The organism is Paenibacillus sp. DMB5 (assembly GCF_001517085.1).
Lineage (GTDB): Bacteria > Bacillota > Bacilli > Paenibacillales > Paenibacillaceae > Paenibacillus_AQ.
On record NZ_LRAC01000098.1, the window covers coordinates 51968 to 70174 of the forward strand.

Here is an 18207-nt window from a genome sequence, read left to right on the forward strand (position 1 = left end):
ACTAAAAAATGATCAGCAACAGAAATACATAACCGGGAGGCAACATTTTATGTTAAAAGGAATCCGGGCAAGAATCCTGATGGGGTTCGCTGCCGTCATACTCGTCTTTATCCTGGCAATCGCCGGCAATACACTGTTTCAGGGCAAGGCTACAATGCAGACAGACCAGATTAACCGCAATTACAGCAAGCTGACGCTGGTGCAGGAGCTGACTGACCAAATCCGCACAGCTGACGGGCTTGCGGCCAGATATGTGATGAGCAACACCGACGATGAGCGTACCCAATATTTGTCGGCGTATGAGGCTAAAATTCCGGAAATCACGGCTTCAATCACAGAGCTGAAGAATGCAGGCCTGAACGAAGCGGAGCTGTCCGGAATCAACAATCTGGAGAGTGAGTGGAGCAATTATCTGACAGTGCTTAAGAATGCCTTCGCAATGGCCAAGGAAGGAAATTTTCCGGGTGCGCAAAAAGAGTTCACGAATCTCTCACTGGATACCATCATTGATTCACAGCTTGTATTTGAGGATGTACTGTACAAAGAAATAACGGCCGCTCAGAGCCAGGCAGCTTCACACCGAGGTTCAGCTATGGGTATCAGCCTCGGGGTAACCGGCTTGTCGGTACTGCTGGCTGTCCTGATTGCACTGCTGCTGTCCGGACGGATTCTGAAGCCGATCCGTGATGTGAATAAACAGCTTCAGGAAATAGCCGAAGGCAGAGCGGATCTGACCCGTAAGCTGACTGTCCGCAGCAAGGATGAGATCGGACAGCTGGCGCATACCTTCAATCAGATGACAGGCAATCTGGGCAGCATCATCAGCCAGGTGAGCCAGTCGGCGGACAGTCTGGCGGCTTCCTCCTCGAAGCTGACTGCGGACAGCAAAATGACTGCGGCCGTAACCGAAAAGATCGCCAGAATCATGGGCAGCGTAGCCTCCGGAACAGACAAGCAAATGACTGATCTGCAGACCAATATGACCACGATACTGGAAATGTCCGCTGCAATCCAGCAGATAGCGGCAAGTGTGCAGGATATTTCGGATGCATCGGTCCGGTCAGCCGAATATGCGCTGGGCGGGGATGAGTCGCTGCAGGCGGCGGCCCGCCAGATGGACTCTATTAACGCATCTATTGACTCGCTGTCGAAGCAGGTGATGGGCTTTGTGAACCGTTCGCAGGAGATCGGAAGTCTGGTGGGTGTCATTAAAGGAATTGCCTCACAGACGAACATGCTTGCCCTCAATGCAACGATTGAAGCGGCGCGGGCCGGGGAGCAGGGCAGGGGATTCGCGGTAGTCGCCGACCAGGTCCGTAAGCTGGCCGAGCAGTCGGAGGAATCCGCTAATCTGATTGCCGAGATGGCGGCGGGCATTCAGAATGACGCTTCCAGTGCAGTTGCAACCATGAAGCTCAGCATGAGTGAAGTGGAGGAGGGTACGGGTATTATCGGGAACGCCGGACATGCTTTTGGAGAGATCCGGATTTCCGTTGACTCACTGGCCGGACAGGTGCAGGAGGTCTCCGGTGCAGTCGAGGAGATTACAGCCGCAACGGATGAGATTGTCGAGTCCATCCGCAAGGTGACACAGATCTCGGAGACTACCGCCTCCAGCACACAGCATGTCTCCGCCGCTTCCCAGGAGCAGATGGCATCCGTGGAACAGATTGCTTCCTCTGCCGGCACGCTCAGCACGATGGCCCAGGCGCTACAGGGGCTGGTGGCCCGGTTCAATGTCGCCTAATACAGCACCGAGGGGGCCCTGCCGATAGGCAGGGTCCCTTTTATTTCTGCTCTTTTGCAGCACGAAGGAACTTCAGGTCTTTAATCAGGCCGATGGTAAAAAAGATGCCGGTCAATAATAGAGAAACCGGCCCCGTAATGAAGATTAGCCAGAACACCGTTCCGCCGTTGAAGGCGGACAGGCATATCAAAAAGATGAAGTTAACATTGAAAATGATAACCGGGTAATTCAGCCACCGTAAAAAATGGATCCTTCTGATCCATTTAAATATGAAGATCAAGTATAGAATCAATGCGGGAGTAGTCAGTAGAAAATAGGGCCAAACCTGGTTGCCCTCTGGCACACTGGCCTCACTGAAAAAGTTATGCGAATCACCGTACGGGATAGCAATGAAGATGAAATAAAGGAAGGCCGCAGCAGATGCCGCGAGCATATAGAAATCTGTATTTTTACGTGCAGGTGCCATAAATCATCCTCCGAAAATGTGATACTCTATAAATTCTGGACAACAGAATGAATTCCTCTCAGGTACGTTAATTTGCACATACTCCGCATAGAATCGGTCATCGACCACTGCTTCTCTATAACTTATATTATTACCATAATTAGTCAGCTGATAGTCTCATGATAAGTTCGGTCTGCCTATCCTGCGATTGCGTTTTTTGTTCTGCATTGATACGCAAGGGACGGGCCGTTCTTTTTGTTGTGTGCCTGCTTAGGCCGGGAGCCTAAAAAAACTTATTCAGATGATAGAAGCAGCGGACAAGGCAACGGACTTACAGCTGACCCGGGAGGTGATAGGTAAAGAAAAACTTGTAAGCGCATACTTAGGCGGGATAGATTGATAAATCTACAGGAGGTGGCTGAACATGTCTACCGGAACCAAGGCTTATGCAAAAAGGCATATGCGGATGTACATCCTGATCGTTCTGCTGATTACGGGACAAATGGGGATATTTCCGGCAGTAAGCGCTGCGGCGGGTAATCTGGCCCAGGGTAAAAGCATTACCGCAAGCTCGGTCGGTGATGTCTACACCGCGGGGAATGCAAACGACGGCAATCAGGGGACATACTGGGAGAGCGCCAGCAATGCTTTTCCGCAATGGATTAAGGTTGACCTTGCAGCGAACAGCAGTGTGAATCAGGTGGTGCTGAAGCTCCCGTCAGGCTGGGAGAGCAGAACGCAGACGCTGTCCGTCCAGGGCAGCACCAATGATTCGTCGTACAGCAATCTTGCCGCATCCTCAAGCTATGTATTTAATCCGGCGGCAGGCGGCAATACAGTGACAATCAACTTTACAGCGGCTACAGCCAGGTACATTAAGATCAATTTCACTGCCAATACCGGCTGGCCGGCGGCCCAGATATCCGAGCTGGAGGTGTACGGCAGTGCCGTGACCACTCCGGGAACGTATGAGGCAGAGGCGGCTGCTTTAAGCGGCGGCGCCAAGACCAATACCGATCACAGCGGGTATACCGGCAGCGCTTTTGTTGACGGTTACCTAGCGCAGGGAGCTTCTACCGCTTTTACGGTAACTGCAGGAGGAGCAGGGAATTACGATGCTTCCATCCGGTATGCAAATGCCACAGGCAGTGCCAAGACCATCAGCATCTACGTCAACGGTACAAAAATCAGACAGACGGCGCTCCCTAACCTGGCGAACTGGGATACCTGGGGAGTCAAAAGCGAGACATTGACGCTGAATGCGGGGACGAACACGATTGCCTACAAATATGATCCGTCAGACAGCGGGAATGTGAACCTGGACCAGCTGGTGCTCACGGCCTCATCTACTCCAACGGCCAGTCCGACAGTGGCGCCTACAATTGCTCCAACCCCGGTTCCTACTGTGGCGCCTACAGCTACGCCAACGCCGACTCCGACAGTAGCGCCTACACCTACAGCAACTGTTACACCGGCACCGACAGCTACACCGACTACAGGCCCATCTTCCAATCTGGCCATCGGAAAAGCTGTGAATGCCTCATCGTCTGTCTTTACCTTTGTTCCGGCCAATGCCAATGACGGCGATGTGACTACTTACTGGGAAGGAGCAGGCGGGAGCTACCCGAATACACTGAGCGTGAACCTGGGCGCCAACGCCTATATCACCTCAGTCGTTGTAAAGCTGAATCCGGCTTCTGTCTGGGCAACCCGCACACAAACGATAGAGGTACTGGGCCATAATCAGAATAACACATCATTCTCCACACTCGTTCCCGCAGCAGCCTATACCTTCAACCCTGCCACTGGCAATTCAGTGACCATACCGGTTACGGCTACGGCCAGCGAGCTGCAGCTGAAGTTTACTGCCAATACCGGTTCTAGCGCCGGGCAGGTGGCCGAGTTCCAGATCTTCGGAACACCGGCGGCCAATCCGGATCTGACAATAACGGGAGTGTCCTGGAATCCGGCAGCTCCGGTAGAGACCGACAATATTACACTCAGTGCGGTCGTCAAAAACACAGGCACAACGGCATCTGCAGCGACGAATGTGAACTTCTATTTGGGAGCAGCGCTTGCGGGCACTGCACAGGTGGGTACGCTTGCCGCCGGTGCTTCAGGCAATGTATCGGTGAACATCGGGGCGAAGGATGCAGGGACTTATGCGGCAAGCGCCAAGGTGGACGAAAGCAACACCGTAATTGAGCTCAACGAAGCGAACAACAGCTACACAAGTCCTTCTTCACTGACTGTTGTGCCGGTGTCCAGCTCTGATCTGATTGCCGGAGCGGTCAGCTGGTCACCGGGGAATCCAGCCGGCGGCAATATCGTAACCTTCACCGCAGCGATTAAAAATCAGGGGACTACTGCATCATCAGGCGGTGCGCACAATATTACGCTGACTCTGACAGATGCTGCGACGAATGCAGTCATCAAAACGCTGACCGGCTCCTATAGCGGCGTTATCAATAGCGGTGTTACCACAGCACCTGTTACTCTGGGAACATGGACTGCGGTGAACGGAAAGTACAACGTGAAAACACAAATTGCCGTTGACGGAAATGAGCTGCCGGTCAAGCAGGCCAACAACACCGAGACACGCCCGCTGTTCATCGGCCGCGGCGCTAATATGCCGTATGACATGTATGAAGCGGAGGACGGCGTTACCGGCGGCGGAGCAGTGAAGCTGGCTGCAAACCGTAATATCGGCGATCTGGCCGGCGAAGCGTCCGGCAGAAGAGCGGTAACGCTCAATACAACCGGCAGCTATGTGGAATTTACAACCCGAGCAAGCACCAATACGCTGGTAACCCGGTTCTCAATTCCCGATTCAGCCAGCGGCGACGGCATCAATTCAACCTTGAACATTTATGTTAACGGGGTCTTTACGAAGTCGATTAACCTGACCTCCAAATATGCCTGGCTGTACGGCTCCGAGACCAGTCCGGGCAACTCGCCGGGAGCAGGCTCGCCGCGGCATATTTACGATGAGGCCAATATTATGTTCGACAGCACCATCCCGGCCGCAGCACGATCCGTCTGCAGAAGGATGCTGCCAATACGTCACAGTATGCCATCGACTTTATCAGTCTGGAGCAGGTAGCGCCTATAGCTAACCCTGATCGGCCAAATATGCCGTTCCGGCCGGTTACACCCACCAGGATGTACAAAATGCCCTGGACAAAGTCCGGATGGATACAACCGGCAAGCTTGAAGGGGTGTATCTGCCTGCAGGCAATTATGAGACCTCTAACAAATTCCAGGTGTACGGCAAAGCCGTTAAGGTAGTCGGTGCCGGCCCGTGGTATACGCGGTTTTATGCACCGGCCAGCCAGTCCAATACCGATGTCGGCTTCCGGGCAACGGACTCGGCCAATGGATCAACATTCTCCGGCTTTGCCTACTTTGGCAACTATACCTCGCGGATCGACGGTCCGGGCAAAGTCTTCGATTTCGCTAACGTTGCGAATATAACGATCGACAACATCTGGACGGAGCATATGGTGTGCATGTATTGGGGCGCGAATACCGATTACATGACCATCCGCAACTCCCGCATCCGCAACACCTTTGCCGACGCATCAACATGACCAACGGCAGCACCAATAATCTTGTGTCCAATAACGAAGCCCGGGCAACCGGGGATGACAGCTTTGCGCTCTTTTCGGCCATTGATGCCGGCGGCTCGGATATGAAGGACAATGTGTATGAGAACCTGACTTCCATTCTGACCTGGCGCGCAGCCGGTGTTGCGGTATACGGAGGTTATGCAAACACCTTCCGTAATATATATATCGCTGATACACTGTGCTACTCGGGCATTACAATCAGCTCGCTGGACTTCGGCTACCCGATGAACGGCTTCGGTGCTTCGCCGACGACTAACCTGCAGAATATCTCCATTGTCCGGGCCGGCGGGCACTTCTGGGGCTCGCAGACCTTCCCGGCGATCTGGGTGTTCTCGGCATCCAAGGTGTTCCAGGGCATCCGGGTCAGTGACGTGGATATCATTGATCCGACCTACCATGGCATCATGTTCCAGACCAATTATGTCGGTTCAGCACCTCAGTTCCCGGTTGCGGACACGGTCTTCACCAACATTACCATTACCGGTGCCCAAAAAAGCGGCGATGCCTTTGATGCCAAATCGGGCGTCGGCATTTGGGCAAACGAATCGGCAGAGCCCGGCCAGGGTCCGGCGGTCGGCTCCGTTGTATTCAATAATCTGAAGATTACTAATACCGTGACTCCGATTAAAAACAACACATCGACCTTTACGATCACGGTAAATCCGTAGGCTGATGTACTATGCCTTGCCGTTTCCCTGTCTTCCGGGGAACGGCTTTTTTATAGGCCTGAAAGATTGATCAGTCCATTGCATGTACCGGCAGATTCTTGCTATGCTGGAAAGCAGATGACAGAAAGTGAGGAGCACCTGGTGAACAACGATTACAAGCTCCGGATTGGGGCAGTCCTGCAATTTATTGAAGAAAATATCGGCGAGGACATCAAGCTGGACATGCTCGCAGAGGTTTCTGCCTTTTCCAAATTTCATTTTTCCAGAGTATTCACCGCAATTATACATAAGAGTCCAATGCATTATCTGACGGAAAGACGGTTGCATCATGCCGTTACCTATTTGAGGACAACGAACAAGACAATGCTGGATATTTCCTCCCAGTGCGGCTTCAGCTCACTCTCCAGCTTCAATGCCGCTTTTAAAAAAGCTTATGGTACGACGCCAAGCGCAATGCGAAAATCTGTGCAGGAACACAGCAACATTCCGTCAGACACCGGCAATAAACCGGAAGAATTGTCCCCTCCTAAAGCTTATGATTTAAACCGTACCAGCAATAATTTTATAAGGAGAGTATGGGATATGAACATTGAGCTAAAGGAACTTCCGGTCTGCAAGGTGGCCTATGTAAGGCATGTTGGCAGCTATCTTGAAACGTATAAGGCGTGGGAAACACTAGGCGCGTGGGTGCGGGGCAGCGGTCTGCCGCCAACGGAAACTTTTATCGGCATATCGCTGGATGATCCTGCTGTAACCGACGAGAACTCCTGCAGATATGATGCCTGCATAACGGTACCGGAAGGGTTTCCGGAAACGGGGGATGCAAACATTGCGTACAGAATCTTGCCCGGCGGGTTGTATGCACTATATAAGTTCTACGACACTATCGACAAGCTGGCTATAGCTTACCAGAGCGTGTACGGACAATGGCTGCCTTCAAGCTCCTATGAGCCTGATGACCGCCATGCACTTGAGTTTTGTATGAATGATCCTTACTCGGACCCGGAGGGCAAGGCCAAGGTTGACCTGTATGTCCCGGTAAAACGAACCCTATCTTAATTCATAGCTTTCCTGTAAAATGTAATGAAATTATTCTTTGGAAAGCGGGTTGATACGTATGATGGCTGCACCACGGTTTGAGCATGATGTACCAGCAGTTCTTCTTCCTTAACGGCAGAAAACTGCAACTCCGTTAAGGACAAACAAGAGCTTGTCTAACAAACGGAGGGTACACAAATGAATAAGACGAAGGTATTGGCATCATTGTATTTATCGCTGGCTGCCAGCATCTGGGGCGGAATGTATGTTGTTGTAAAGCATGTGGTGGACGTTGTGCCGCCGCTCGAAATCGTGTGGATCCGCTATATGATTGCGATTGTAGCACTGCTGATTATCGGGACTGCGACAAAGCAGTCGTGGCATATTGAGAAGCGGGATATGCTGCTGATTGTCATGATCGGCCTGATCGGCAACACGGTCTCTATCCTGACCCAGGAAGCGGGCACGATGCTGTCTACTGCACAGATGGGGGCCATCATTACTTCAACGACACCTGCATTTATGGTGCTGTTTGCCCGGATCATCCTTAAAGAGCGGATTACGCTCAAAAAAGCATTGTCAATCGTGCTGGCCACCGCCGGCGTAGGTGTTATCGTAGGGACAGGAAGCATTGACCCGTCGCTGCAGCTTGGGGGCATATCCCTGCTTGTTGCCGCGTTAACCTGGGCGCTCATGTCCGTTCTGATTAAAAAAGTGCCGGGACAGTATTCACAGATTGTTGTCACGTTCTACAGCATCCTCGTTGCCGTTGTTGTGCTTACTCCGTTTACGGTGAGCCGGCTCCCAAGGCTTGATGTCGAGGCTATGCTGCACCCGTCGATCTGGGGTGGTCTCCTGTATCTGGGGATTATTTCGACAGCCTGCGGCTTTCTGCTGTGGAACCGCGGACTGCAGATGCTGAATGCTTCAAGCGGCGGATTGTTTTTCTTTTTGCAGCCGATCGTCGGCACACTGCTGGGATGGCTGCTGCTTGGTGAACAGATCGGTTTGTCTTTTTGGACAGGTACTGCATTTATATTTATAGGCGTATTATTGGTTGTCCGGGAGAAATGAGTGATCCGGATATTTAACGGCTAAGCAAACGGCGCGGTCAGGGACTTGTTGTACAGGTCTCTGGCCGCCGTTAATTGTATAATGTAAAGGATGAAGGATAAGGGGAGGACATAAACATGAAATCGAAGGTAGTGAATAATATTGCGGAGCTGATCGGGGACACGCCGGCTGTACGGCTGAACAGGCTGACCGGACCAGAAGACGCCGAAGTATACGTGAAGCTGGAAATGTTCAACCCCAGCGGCAGTGTCAAAGACCGCGCGGCCTACAATCTGATCCTCCAGGCGGAGCTGGACGGAAGGCTGCAGCCCGGCGGAACAATTATCGAGCCGACCAGCGGAAATACCGGTATTGGCCTTGCGATGAATGCCGCTGCCAAAGGCTATAAAGCCATTCTTGTGATGCCGGACAACATGACGAAAGAGCGGATCAATATCCTGAAGGCATACGGTGCCGAAGTGGTGCTGACCCCGGCAGCAGAGCGGATGCCGGGGGCGATTGCCAAGGCGCTGGAGCTGGGGGCAGCCATTCCGGGCAGCTTCATCCCGCAGCAGTTCGAGAATGCTGCGAACCCGGATATTCACCGCACGACGACCGCCCCGGAAATACTGGAGCAGATGGAAGGGCGGCTTGATGTGTTTGTCGCCACCTCGGGAACGGGAGGGACGATTACCGGGACCGGTGAGGTGCTGCGCCGGGAGCTGCCCGACATCCGGATCGTCGTCGTTGAGCCGCACGGCTCGCCCGTGCTGTCCGGCGGCCAGCCCGGACCGCATAAGCTGGTCGGCACAAGCCCCGGCTTCATCCCAGCCATCCTCAATACGGAGGTTTATGACGAAATTGTACAGGTAGAGGATGAAGCTGCTCTAGAAACCGTGCGGGCGCTGGCCAGCCAGGAAGGGATTCTGATCGGTCCCTCCGGCGGCGCGGCGGTCTGGACTGCATTGCAGGAAGCCAGACGGCTTGGCCCCGGCAAGCGGGTGCTGTGTATTGCACCGGATACAGGGGAACGCTATCTGAGTATGGGCATATTCTAACTCTCTGAGGAGGGAATGGGATGAAACATCATGTGAGAGCATACCGTCGCATCAAGATAGTAAGCATGTCCCATAGATTGAGGCCGGCTGCCGTACTGCAGATTGTCTTGGCTGTTTCGCTGAGCCTGGCTGGTTGTGCAGGTTCTGGCGGAGATCAGAACACTGAGCAGGGAGGCGAAAGTCCGGCTCCGGCAACTACGGCTGCAGCTACTGCCGCAGGCGGCGGTAATGGCGGAGCAGCTTCTACTCCGGCGGCAACACAAACGCCCGGGCCTGCTGTAGCGCCTGTCCCTGCGGCGGTGCTTGATCCGGCTGCGCTGCAGCCGGTATTCGGGTTTGCCGGGGTAGCCGGCAAGCAAATTCTCGTATCCAGGGAGAACAATGACTGGGAAGAGCAGATGCAAGCACTGGATATAGCTATTGGCAGCGGCGGACAAGTGCTCAAGGTGCGGTTCGAGAGCTGGCAGCCGGGTAACGAGCAAAGCAACGGCCGGGAGCTGGCAGGTAATCTGCCCAACTTGTCCGGCTATGTGTTCAAGGTTGTTGGCGGAGCGGCAAAGCCGGATGAAACCTATTATCTGGCTGATTCCTCAGCCTTTAATCAAGCGGCTCTCGTAACAGTGGAACCTGCACCAGCAGAGGCTGAACAGCTGTCTGAAGCTGACCCGGTGCGCAGTAGCATAGCGGAAGCCAAGCAAAGACAAATCATGTCCGCCTGGAAGCTGGCCTCCTTGCCGCCGGGCCGTGAGCTGTACCTCGTCCAGTTCGTCAGACAGAACCAGGATATGCTGTTCAGTCTGGTACTGGAGGAGGAGGGTAAGCTCAGCTTCATGGATTATCCGGCCGAGATCACGGGCAACGAGTATTCCGTCTGGCGTGTGGATGACGGCGGTGAAGTCATTCCGCAGATGTTCTCGCTGCTGTACGCGGCCAGGACAGCTGACGGACTGCTGCTTGGCATCAACTGGCTCGGGGCAGAAGGAATCAACAGCTTCTTTCTGGCGCAGAGCGGAGAAAGCTTCAAGGAGCTGGATATCCAGTATAGTCGCTATACTTCGCCGATGTAGATGGAGGGTGCAGGCGGGCTCCAGTCTCAACCGCAGCCCTGGCAAAACCAGTAGTACTAGTAGTACCAACAGAATCAGTAAAAACAGCAGTACTCGCAGTACCCGCAACACCAACACCAGCAACACCAACACCAACACCAGCAGCCCCAAGTATTAGTTGGATTTTCGGCACCTAAATTCAGCGTTTCCCGGATTTCGAGACTATTAAGTGGAAAAATGCTGCTTATTTCAGTCCCAAGCCCCGTCTAGGCGCAAAAGTGGTGAAATTAAGTATCATTTTTCAACTAGTCTTGGCCTCCGGGCTATTTACCCGGAAATAGATAGCAAATTTCCACTTAGTTTAATCCGCAACAGTCTGCGGAGTTACTTCATTAACTTCCCGGCAGGCGCCTTGGTACATATTTCTGATGCTTCTATACTTGCCCGCCGTTACGTGATTGCACCGGCTGGTCATTTTGACCTGCCCGCCCCTACTTTACTGTGACGGACGGGCTTTTTGGCCTGCCCTCAAGAGCCTGAACAGGCAATAGCCCAGCACGCCGCCTAAAGTATTCAGGAGCAGATCATCGACATCGAAGGTTCCGATCGAAAATAGTCCCTGTGCACATTCAAGCACAGCGCTGAGCCCGAGGGAGCGTAACATTACCCCGAACCAGGTAATTTGCCGGTTGGAGGACAGCAGGGCCATAAATATGCCGAACGGGATAAATAACGCGATATTCCCGGTCAGGTTCACCAGCTTGGTTACAGTAACCGGATCAAACGTATTGTAGACCGTTTCCAGCGGAGTGAAGTTACCCAGCTGCAGCTGGCGCAGGGTGGTGTCCGGGCTGCGCTGCAGCTGGTGCCACAGAAACCGGAAGTCGATCGGACTGAACTTGAACAGGATGATTTTGAAAAGTACATAAATATAGACAGCGAATAAGGCTTGCAGACCGGCTGAACGGAGCTTGGCAAAAGCGGCCGGGTGCTGCGCTGCACGCTCTGCTGGAGCAGTCTTTTTTTCGCGCATTACTCTGGTGTGGTCCATGGGATGACTCTCCTTTGCAAGGTGACGGATTTCCGGTGAGACCGGATATTACGGGTGTGAGGTTACGATTACTCCATCCATGTTGTTACCGGATATATCATATTGCTGCCCGGCAGGTATAGGGATAAAGGTGCTGCTGCCGGTAACGGGATAATAGGAGATGTTGTATACGATCCCCTTCACTTTCAGCGTAACCGATTGCTGCTCCTTCAGATAATCAAGGTACTCCTCCAGCGTGTAATTTTTGTCGCGCATAATTATGCTGTGGGGTAAGCCGACATAGCGGAAATGCCAGGGCTCGTACTGGATGCCGGTGATGTCCGATTTGTCCTTGGGATAACGCAGGATGAAGCCATAATCCCAGGCGTTGGCCTCAAGCCAGCGTCCTTCAGGTGCGCGGCTCATCTCCATCTGCGAGGACCCGATGTCCAGGGACAGGCCGAGGTTATGCTCGCTGTGGCCTGGCGGGAGGGCATAGTCTGCTCCTTTTTCCTCATAGAGCTGTTTCTGTTTGTCCTTATCGCGGTAGCCGCTGCTGATCAAAAACTGGCTGACTCCGTCCCCGCCTGCTGCTTCTATCATCTTGGCGAACTGCGTGGCAACTGTTTTGGACAGCTGGATGCTGTTATCAAGCAGCGCGTAGCCGGCAGTCAGCTCCCCGTGCTCTACCAGGCTGATAATATCGGACGTATCCCCTCCGGGTGCAACGCATAATCCTTGTTCACCAGCAGCAGATTGCCCTGGTAGATCCGGCTTGCGGAAATAGCAGTCAGATCAGATCGGCTGTTGTCTCCATTCATGACCTGTACCGGTTGCAGCCTGTTTACCCGTTCATCAGCCCCCGTATATTGATGCAGCACCTCCCATCCCAGCAATGCAATCATAACCGCACAAAAAACCCGCTTCTTCATTCCGGCTTCCTCCTTGTCCTGATAACTCAAGAATAAGGAGCAGCGTTTAAAAAGAAGCGGGGGAAAAATAAATTTTTTCTTAAAAAAAGGGTAAGGCAAAGGCTGGAGTCTGCTTACAAACCAAGCGGCAGCTTGACTTCAAAGCTTGTACGAACAGGATCGCTGTGTACGGAAATGGTGCCTTTATGCTGCTCGACTATGTTTTTGGCGATAAACAGGCCTAGTCCCGTGCTGCCCTCCTGATGGCTGCGCGCCCGGTCGCCGGTATAAAACATATCAAAGACATAAGGCAAATCCGCAGGCAGGATACTGCCCCCGTAATTGGTTACCCGGACGACTGCCTGTCCGTCTTCAGCATTACAGCTGATATCCACGTACTGGCCGTCTTTGCCGTACCGGACCGCATTGGTCAGCAGATTCTCGAATACGCGGGCCAGCAGCTCCCCGTCGCCTTGAATCTCCATGGCGGGAGCCAGCTCCAGCCGGGCGGTCAGCCCGTTGTTGTCCAGCAGCGGGTACAGCTCTTCATGCAGCTGGACGAGCAGTTCACTCAAATCGAGCGGGCTGCTGTCCACCTTCAGCATGCCGTAGTTCATCCGGGTAAGCTCAAACAGCTCATCGATCAGCCGCTCCAGCCGCCGCGATTTGGTATAGGCAATCGAGGTATAATGCCGGACCTGCTCGGCAGTTAATTCCTCATCCTTCAGCACATAATCGAGATAGCCAAGCACTGAGGTCAGCGGGGTGCGCAGGTCATGCGCCAGATTGAGCACCAGCTGATCCTTGCTGTTCTCGGCAAAATCCCCGCGTTCCACGGCCTGCTGCAGCTTGCCGCTGGCCAGATTCAGGTCGGCGGCAATATCCCCGAACTCATCCTTCGAGGGGATGATGATCCGGCTGCTGAAGTTACCTTCGGCCAGCTGGCGGATCTGCTGCGAGATTTCACGGAAATAGCGGGCGTAGGGCTGTGTAAACAAGTAGAAGAAGACAAGGGCCAGCGGGACAAAAAAGATCAGAAAAAAATTCAGGTCCCCGATGTTGCCGATCATATAGCGGAAGCGGGCCAGCGGGTCCTCGGCCAAGACGTTAGCGGTATAATACTGCTGCAGCATCTTGTACAGCGCATAGGTCAAGATGCCGGAGCAGAGCATACTCAGCGTGAGCAGGAAAATCATCTGGAAGCGGAAGCTGCGAAACCGTCTAGCCATTGAATGTATAACCTACTCCCCATATGGTTTTGATCAGTTTATTCTTGTCCTGCTCCTCGCCCAGCTTCTTGCGCAGGGTGCGGATATGGACCATAACGGTATTTCCGCTCTCAAAATAAGCCTCGCCCCACACCTGCTGAAACAGATTCTCCGCGCTGAATACCTTTTTGGGGTAGCTGGCCAGCAGGTACAGAATATCGAATTCTTTGGGCGTCAGCTCAATGTTGTTGCCAAACAGCTCTACCGTCCTGCGGTCCGGGTCAATGACCAGCCCGCCAGATTCCAGCACCGGCTTGCGTTCTGCCTGCGGCTGGTTAAGCTGCATGAAGCGGCGCAGCTGCGCGTTTACCCGGGCGACCAGCTCCATCGGGTTAAACGGCTTGGTCATATAATCGTCGGCTCCGATGACGAGACCGGTGATTTTGTCGAGGTCCGAGGTCTTCGCGCTCAGAAAAATAATCGGCAACTGATGCTGCTCCCGGATCTGCCGGGTCACCTCATGCCCGTCCAGCCCGGGCATCATGATATCAAGCACCGCCAGATCAATATGGCGGGACTGCACGGCTTGGACTGCGGCTTTGCCATCGGTCACCCTGACCGTGTGATAGCCTTCTTTTTCCAGATGCAGAGCTACCAGATCGGCAATTTCCGCATCGTCATCGGCGATAAGGATCGTTATCCGTTTCATTTCGTATTCGCTCCTGTACAAATGAACTTGGGTACGCGCAATTACAGCGCTGTGCTCCTAGTGTACCTTATCGGAAGTTGTTTCGCGAACAGGAATCGTGAATAATAGAATAGGTGTGCGTAGAAAACACCGGATTTGCAGATGGCCAGACGGTCTGCAGAGTGTGTCAGAGTATTTTTGAAATACTTAATTTTGTAACATTTAATGTTAAGGTATAGCCCGAAAGAGTCATGCCGGGGACTGGCGGACAGTGATAGTGTTAGAAACAGGATTTGAGGAGGGGACGGCAACGTATACAAGAATTAAGCTGCTGATTCTGCTGATACCCACTTTAATGGTCGGGATCTGGGAGTTTGTGCGCCACCAGTTTCTGATGCCGTACATTTCCATGGATATGGGGAATTATTTAACGCCGGTGCTTGTATTTGTGTTCAGCATTGTTTTGCTGCTGCCGCTGTTCCGGATGATGGAGCGCAATCAGCTGGAGCTGGAGCAGAAGCGGGCGGCTACCTCGGCAATGGAGGCCAGGGAGGGGCTGGCGAAGGAGCTGCATGACGGGATGGCGCAGTCTTTGTTTCTGTTGTCCGTCCGGATTGACCGGCTGGAGCAGAATCATAAGAACGGCACAGTCAGTACAGAGAACGTGGATCAGATTAAAAAAACAGTGCATGAGGTCAACCGCTATGTGCGCCAGGCGATCGCCAGCCTGAAGGTGCCAGTCTCGGGCAGTGCGGATTTTTCATTGGAACGGTCCGTACAGGAGCAGCTGGGCAGAATCGCCGCAGAGGTGATGATTGATGTCTCGCTGGACTGGCATCTGCCGGAGGATGCACTGAACAGTAAAGAACAGGCCGAGCTGCTGTCCTGCATCCGCGAAGCCATTATCAATGTGCGCAAGCATACGCGTGCCGGCCGGGTTGTTGTTAGTGCTGCAGGCGATAAGGACAGCTGGAAGGTAAGTGTAGCCGATGACGGTGCCGGAATAGAGTATGAAGACCCTTTTAAGGTGGCCGGCAGCTATGGTCTGCAGATTATGCGGGAACGGGTGGAAAGTATGGGCTGGCATCTCAGCTTGAGGTCCGGCCGGACGGAACGACAGTGGAAATTGCGAAAGGGGGCTGGCAGATGAACCACTGCCGGGTGATGATCGTCGATGACCATGCGCATGCGCGTGAAGCGATGACAGAAATCGTATCGCTGGATGAACGTTTTGAAGTAATCGGGGCAGTGGGCAGCGGAGCTGAGGCCATTGTTATGACCGGGCAGTGGATGCCGGACCTGATCCTGATCGACATTGAAATGCCTGGAATGGACGGGCTGGAGACGACGAGGCGCATCAAGCTGGAATATCCGTATGTCCGGATCGTCATCGTTACCGTCTCGGACGAAATTTCTTATCTGTTCGAAGCGCTGAAGCAGGGCGCACAGGGATACTTGCTGAAGAATCTGGCCCCGTCAACCTGGATTGAATATTTGCTGGCGATTGTCAGCGAGGAGGTTCCGCTGAGCCGGGAGCTGGCTTTTCAGATTCTGAAGGAGTTTGCTGTAACCTCGGTCAAGGAGGAGCGGGAAGCATTAACGGCGCGCGAGAAGGAAATACTGGGCTGTGTATCCTCAGGCTCCACAAATAAGGAGATTGCAGCCACACTCGGGATCTCCGAGCACACGGTCAAAAACCATCTAAAAAATATTTTGCAGAAGCTGCAGCTCCAGAACCGCACGCAGCTGACCCGTTATGCCCTGGAGCAGGGACTGGCCCCGAGGGAGCGGGATTTTCCGCGCAAAAGATAAATCATAACAGAAGATAAAGAACATCCATTGAGGGGGAACCAACTTGAATAAACTGCTTCGTAAACTGCTTACACTCGCTGCCCCGATGGCAGCTGCACTATCACTATTCGCCGCGGTAGCCAGTGCTCATGTAACTGTATCACCAGCTGAATCCACCACAGGTGCGTGGGAGACCTATACGCTCAAGGTACCATCGGAAAAAGACATTGCCACCACACAAATCGACCTGCGCATGCCGGAAGGCGCCGAGTTCAAGCAATATGAAGCTGTGCCCGGCTGGACAGTAACCGTCGAAGGTAACAAAATCAGCTGGATCGCTTCCGGGGACGGCATTCTGGCCGGCCAGTTCCAGCGCTTCACCTTCACAGCCAAGAACCCGGATACCGCCGGCGATATCGCCTGGGATGCCTACCAGCATTATGCTGACGGCAGTCTGGTCCAGTGGTCCGGTGAAGAAGGCAGCGATACGCCACACTCTATCACAGAGATCGTCCAGGCCGCAGCCGGCGACGACAGCCATTCCCACAGGGGAACAGGTGCGGCACACTCCGGTTCCATGACGATGGATGAGCATGAGGCAATCATGGAGAACGCAGAAAAGTCAGGAAACACCTCGCCAATGGTGTATATTACCCTGGGGATCTCTCTGCTGGCCTTCCTGCTGTCGGCGGTTGCACTGCTGCGGGGGAAGAAGGAGTAAGGCGGTTTGAGAAAACCGGATAGACGAACTGTTGGGAAAAACAACGGAATAACAGTTAAAAGATAAGTAACTGCGGATGGCTTTGTCCTGTACTGGGATGGAGTGTCCGCAGTTTTTTGTTGTGTAAAGATCGGGGATTGGATACATTGGTAATATGTGGAGTGTGGTAGTGAAGCATGAGGGTGCTGGTTGTATTTTGTACAACAGAACCAGCTATGAGTGGACTTAAATCTCATTCTATTGTATTTCATACAATTGATTACAAGGGATCGAGACGAAAAAGCCAATAATGCAAGATTCTAATGTATAAAATGCAATAGATCGGTTTTATCATAGTGATTTTATTAAGTTCTATTGTATGAAGTGCAATTGGAGGTAAGAGTTTTGATGTGTGATGATTTTCGGTGAAATGTAAAAAGTTGAGGTGGATGAAGGAGCGTTTGAATGAATTCCATTATTTATCGATGCAGGTATGTCGGGATTCTAATTCTGCTGATATTATCTTTTAAATTACTCTCTGTTACGCAAACGGGGCCAGGCTGGGAAGTTCCGACTTTTGTCTTTGATGAGATCAGAAAAATTCAGAACAAAATGATCATTCTATTTTTAGTGGAAATTGTCTTAATCATTTACGATGCCGTTAAGAAAAATAAACCGGGTACCTTAAGCCTTTTGCTGTACATCCCGGCTGTTCTGTTTTCTTTTATCATTTATTCCTATGGTTCGGAGCAGGTGATCTTTAATCTGCAAGGAGATGCCCCTATTTTATCGGCGATCGTATCTAATTCTCTATTCATTGGCGTCCCGGTAGCATGTTTGTTGGCAGGTACACTAACGTATCTTGGTTGGAAGCAGCACTTGGAATATAGAACAGGAGATCAATATGAGCGAGGTTAAAGTATATTTTTAGAGGATACGGAACTTGTAGAGTATGAGGCTGTGAACAAGGGCTTCCGAAATGATGTCTATGTAAAATTAGCGGATGGGCTTTTTAATGTATTGTTCTATGATAGTGTTCGTCTTCAACAGGATTTTGAATCGGAAGTTGAGAATTACGGTTTCTATTCAATAGATCCAAATTTGATCCTGGTTAGTGCAGTGAATAAAGAGGAAATAGTATTTGTAATAGAAAATCTGTACCGGCAGCAGTACTTTGAGAAGTTAAAACCTGCTA

Annotated in this window: 16 protein-coding genes and 1 pseudogene; 12 read left to right on the forward strand and 5 right to left on the reverse strand. The window is 52.4% G+C overall.

The window, feature by feature from the left end; genetic code table 11:
* The first annotated feature begins 49 nt into the window (after nucleotides 1–49).
* Entirely contained in the window at nucleotides 50–1747 is a 1698-nt protein-coding gene (locus tag AWJ19_RS10245) for a methyl-accepting chemotaxis protein (RefSeq protein WP_068723450.1), read from the forward strand.
* 40 nt (nucleotides 1748–1787) lie between these two features.
* Here AWJ19_RS10245 and AWJ19_RS10250 read toward each other — a convergent pair whose 3' ends face one another.
* Nucleotides 1788–2213 (reverse strand): hypothetical protein, encoded by a 426-nt coding sequence (locus AWJ19_RS10250; RefSeq protein ID WP_068723452.1) that lies wholly within the window; start codon nucleotides 2211–2213, stop codon nucleotides 1788–1790.
* A 403-nt stretch (nucleotides 2214–2616) separates the two neighbouring features.
* On the opposite strand from AWJ19_RS10250, the gene AWJ19_RS10255 reads away from it, so the two are divergent.
* The 7 genes from AWJ19_RS10255 to AWJ19_RS10275 all read left to right on the forward strand — a co-directional run bounded on the left by AWJ19_RS10255 (nucleotide 2617) and on the right by AWJ19_RS10275 (nucleotide 10705).
* Complete coding sequence (locus AWJ19_RS10255; RefSeq protein WP_241781677.1) at nucleotides 2617–5295, forward strand: discoidin domain-containing protein; 2679 nt, start codon at nucleotides 2617–2619, stop codon at nucleotides 5293–5295.
* An 88-nt stretch (nucleotides 5296–5383) separates the two neighbouring features.
* On the forward strand, nucleotides 5384–5782 hold the full coding sequence (locus tag AWJ19_RS36440; RefSeq protein WP_241781678.1) for a hypothetical protein: 399 nt from the start codon (nucleotides 5384–5386) through the stop codon (nucleotides 5780–5782).
* On the forward strand, nucleotides 5779–6489 hold the full coding sequence (locus tag AWJ19_RS36445; RefSeq protein ID WP_241781679.1) for a hypothetical protein: 711 nt from the start codon (nucleotides 5779–5781) through the stop codon (nucleotides 6487–6489). The genes AWJ19_RS36440 and AWJ19_RS36445 overlap by 4 nt, the downstream gene beginning before the upstream one ends.
* A gap of 117 nt (nucleotides 6490–6606) precedes the next feature.
* A complete protein-coding gene (locus AWJ19_RS10260; protein WP_198536534.1) occupies nucleotides 6607–7548 on the forward strand; it encodes an AraC family transcriptional regulator in 942 nt (313 codons plus the stop codon).
* Between the two features lie 177 nt (nucleotides 7549–7725).
* Nucleotides 7726–8601: a DMT family transporter gene (locus AWJ19_RS10265; protein WP_068723454.1), complete on the forward strand. Its 876-nt coding sequence runs from the start codon at nucleotides 7726–7728 to the stop codon at nucleotides 8599–8601.
* Between the two features lie 116 nt (nucleotides 8602–8717).
* Nucleotides 8718–9638, forward strand: coding sequence for a cysteine synthase A (gene cysK / locus AWJ19_RS10270; RefSeq protein ID WP_068723455.1), 921 nt, complete (start codon nucleotides 8718–8720; stop codon nucleotides 9636–9638).
* 20 nt (nucleotides 9639–9658) lie between these two features.
* Nucleotides 9659–10705, forward strand: coding sequence for a hypothetical protein (locus AWJ19_RS10275; protein WP_068723456.1), 1047 nt, complete (start codon nucleotides 9659–9661; stop codon nucleotides 10703–10705).
* Nucleotides 10706–11180: 475 nt separating this feature from the next.
* On the opposite strand, the gene AWJ19_RS10280 is transcribed toward AWJ19_RS10275, so the two are convergent.
* The 4 genes and pseudogenes from AWJ19_RS10280 to AWJ19_RS10295 form a co-directional block, all read right to left on the reverse strand.
* A complete protein-coding gene (locus tag AWJ19_RS10280; protein ID WP_082707814.1) occupies nucleotides 11181–11735 on the reverse strand; it encodes a VanZ family protein in 555 nt (184 codons plus the stop codon).
* 48 nt (nucleotides 11736–11783) lie between these two features.
* A pseudogene (locus tag AWJ19_RS10285) lies at nucleotides 11784–12646 on the reverse strand (M15 family metallopeptidase).
* Nucleotides 12647–12759: 113 nt separating this feature from the next.
* On the reverse strand, nucleotides 12760–13854 hold the full coding sequence (locus AWJ19_RS10290) for a HAMP domain-containing sensor histidine kinase (protein ID WP_068723457.1): 1095 nt from the start codon (nucleotides 13852–13854) through the stop codon (nucleotides 12760–12762).
* Nucleotides 13847–14542, reverse strand: coding sequence for a response regulator transcription factor (locus AWJ19_RS10295; protein ID WP_068723459.1), 696 nt, complete (start codon nucleotides 14540–14542; stop codon nucleotides 13847–13849). Before AWJ19_RS10295 ends, AWJ19_RS10290 begins: the two co-directional genes overlap by 8 nt.
* 256 nt (nucleotides 14543–14798) lie before the next feature.
* On the opposite strand from AWJ19_RS10295, the gene AWJ19_RS10300 reads away from it, so the two are divergent.
* From AWJ19_RS10300 to AWJ19_RS10315, 4 genes are all read left to right on the forward strand, one after another.
* The gene (locus AWJ19_RS10300) at nucleotides 14799–15671 is read left to right on the forward strand and encodes a histidine kinase (protein WP_241781680.1); all 873 of its coding nucleotides are present in this window, start codon (nucleotides 14799–14801) and stop codon (nucleotides 15669–15671) included.
* On the forward strand, nucleotides 15668–16333 hold the full coding sequence (locus AWJ19_RS10305; RefSeq protein ID WP_068723461.1) for a response regulator transcription factor: 666 nt from the start codon (nucleotides 15668–15670) through the stop codon (nucleotides 16331–16333). Before AWJ19_RS10300 ends, AWJ19_RS10305 begins: the two co-directional genes overlap by 4 nt.
* 43 nt (nucleotides 16334–16376) lie before the next feature.
* A complete protein-coding gene (locus AWJ19_RS10310; protein WP_241781681.1) occupies nucleotides 16377–17033 on the forward strand; it encodes a DUF1775 domain-containing protein in 657 nt (218 codons plus the stop codon).
* Nucleotides 17034–17477: 444 nt separating this feature from the next.
* Nucleotides 17478–17930, forward strand: coding sequence for a hypothetical protein (locus tag AWJ19_RS10315; RefSeq protein WP_068723462.1), 453 nt, complete (start codon nucleotides 17478–17480; stop codon nucleotides 17928–17930).
* The last annotated feature ends 277 nt before the right edge of the window (nucleotides 17931–18207 follow it).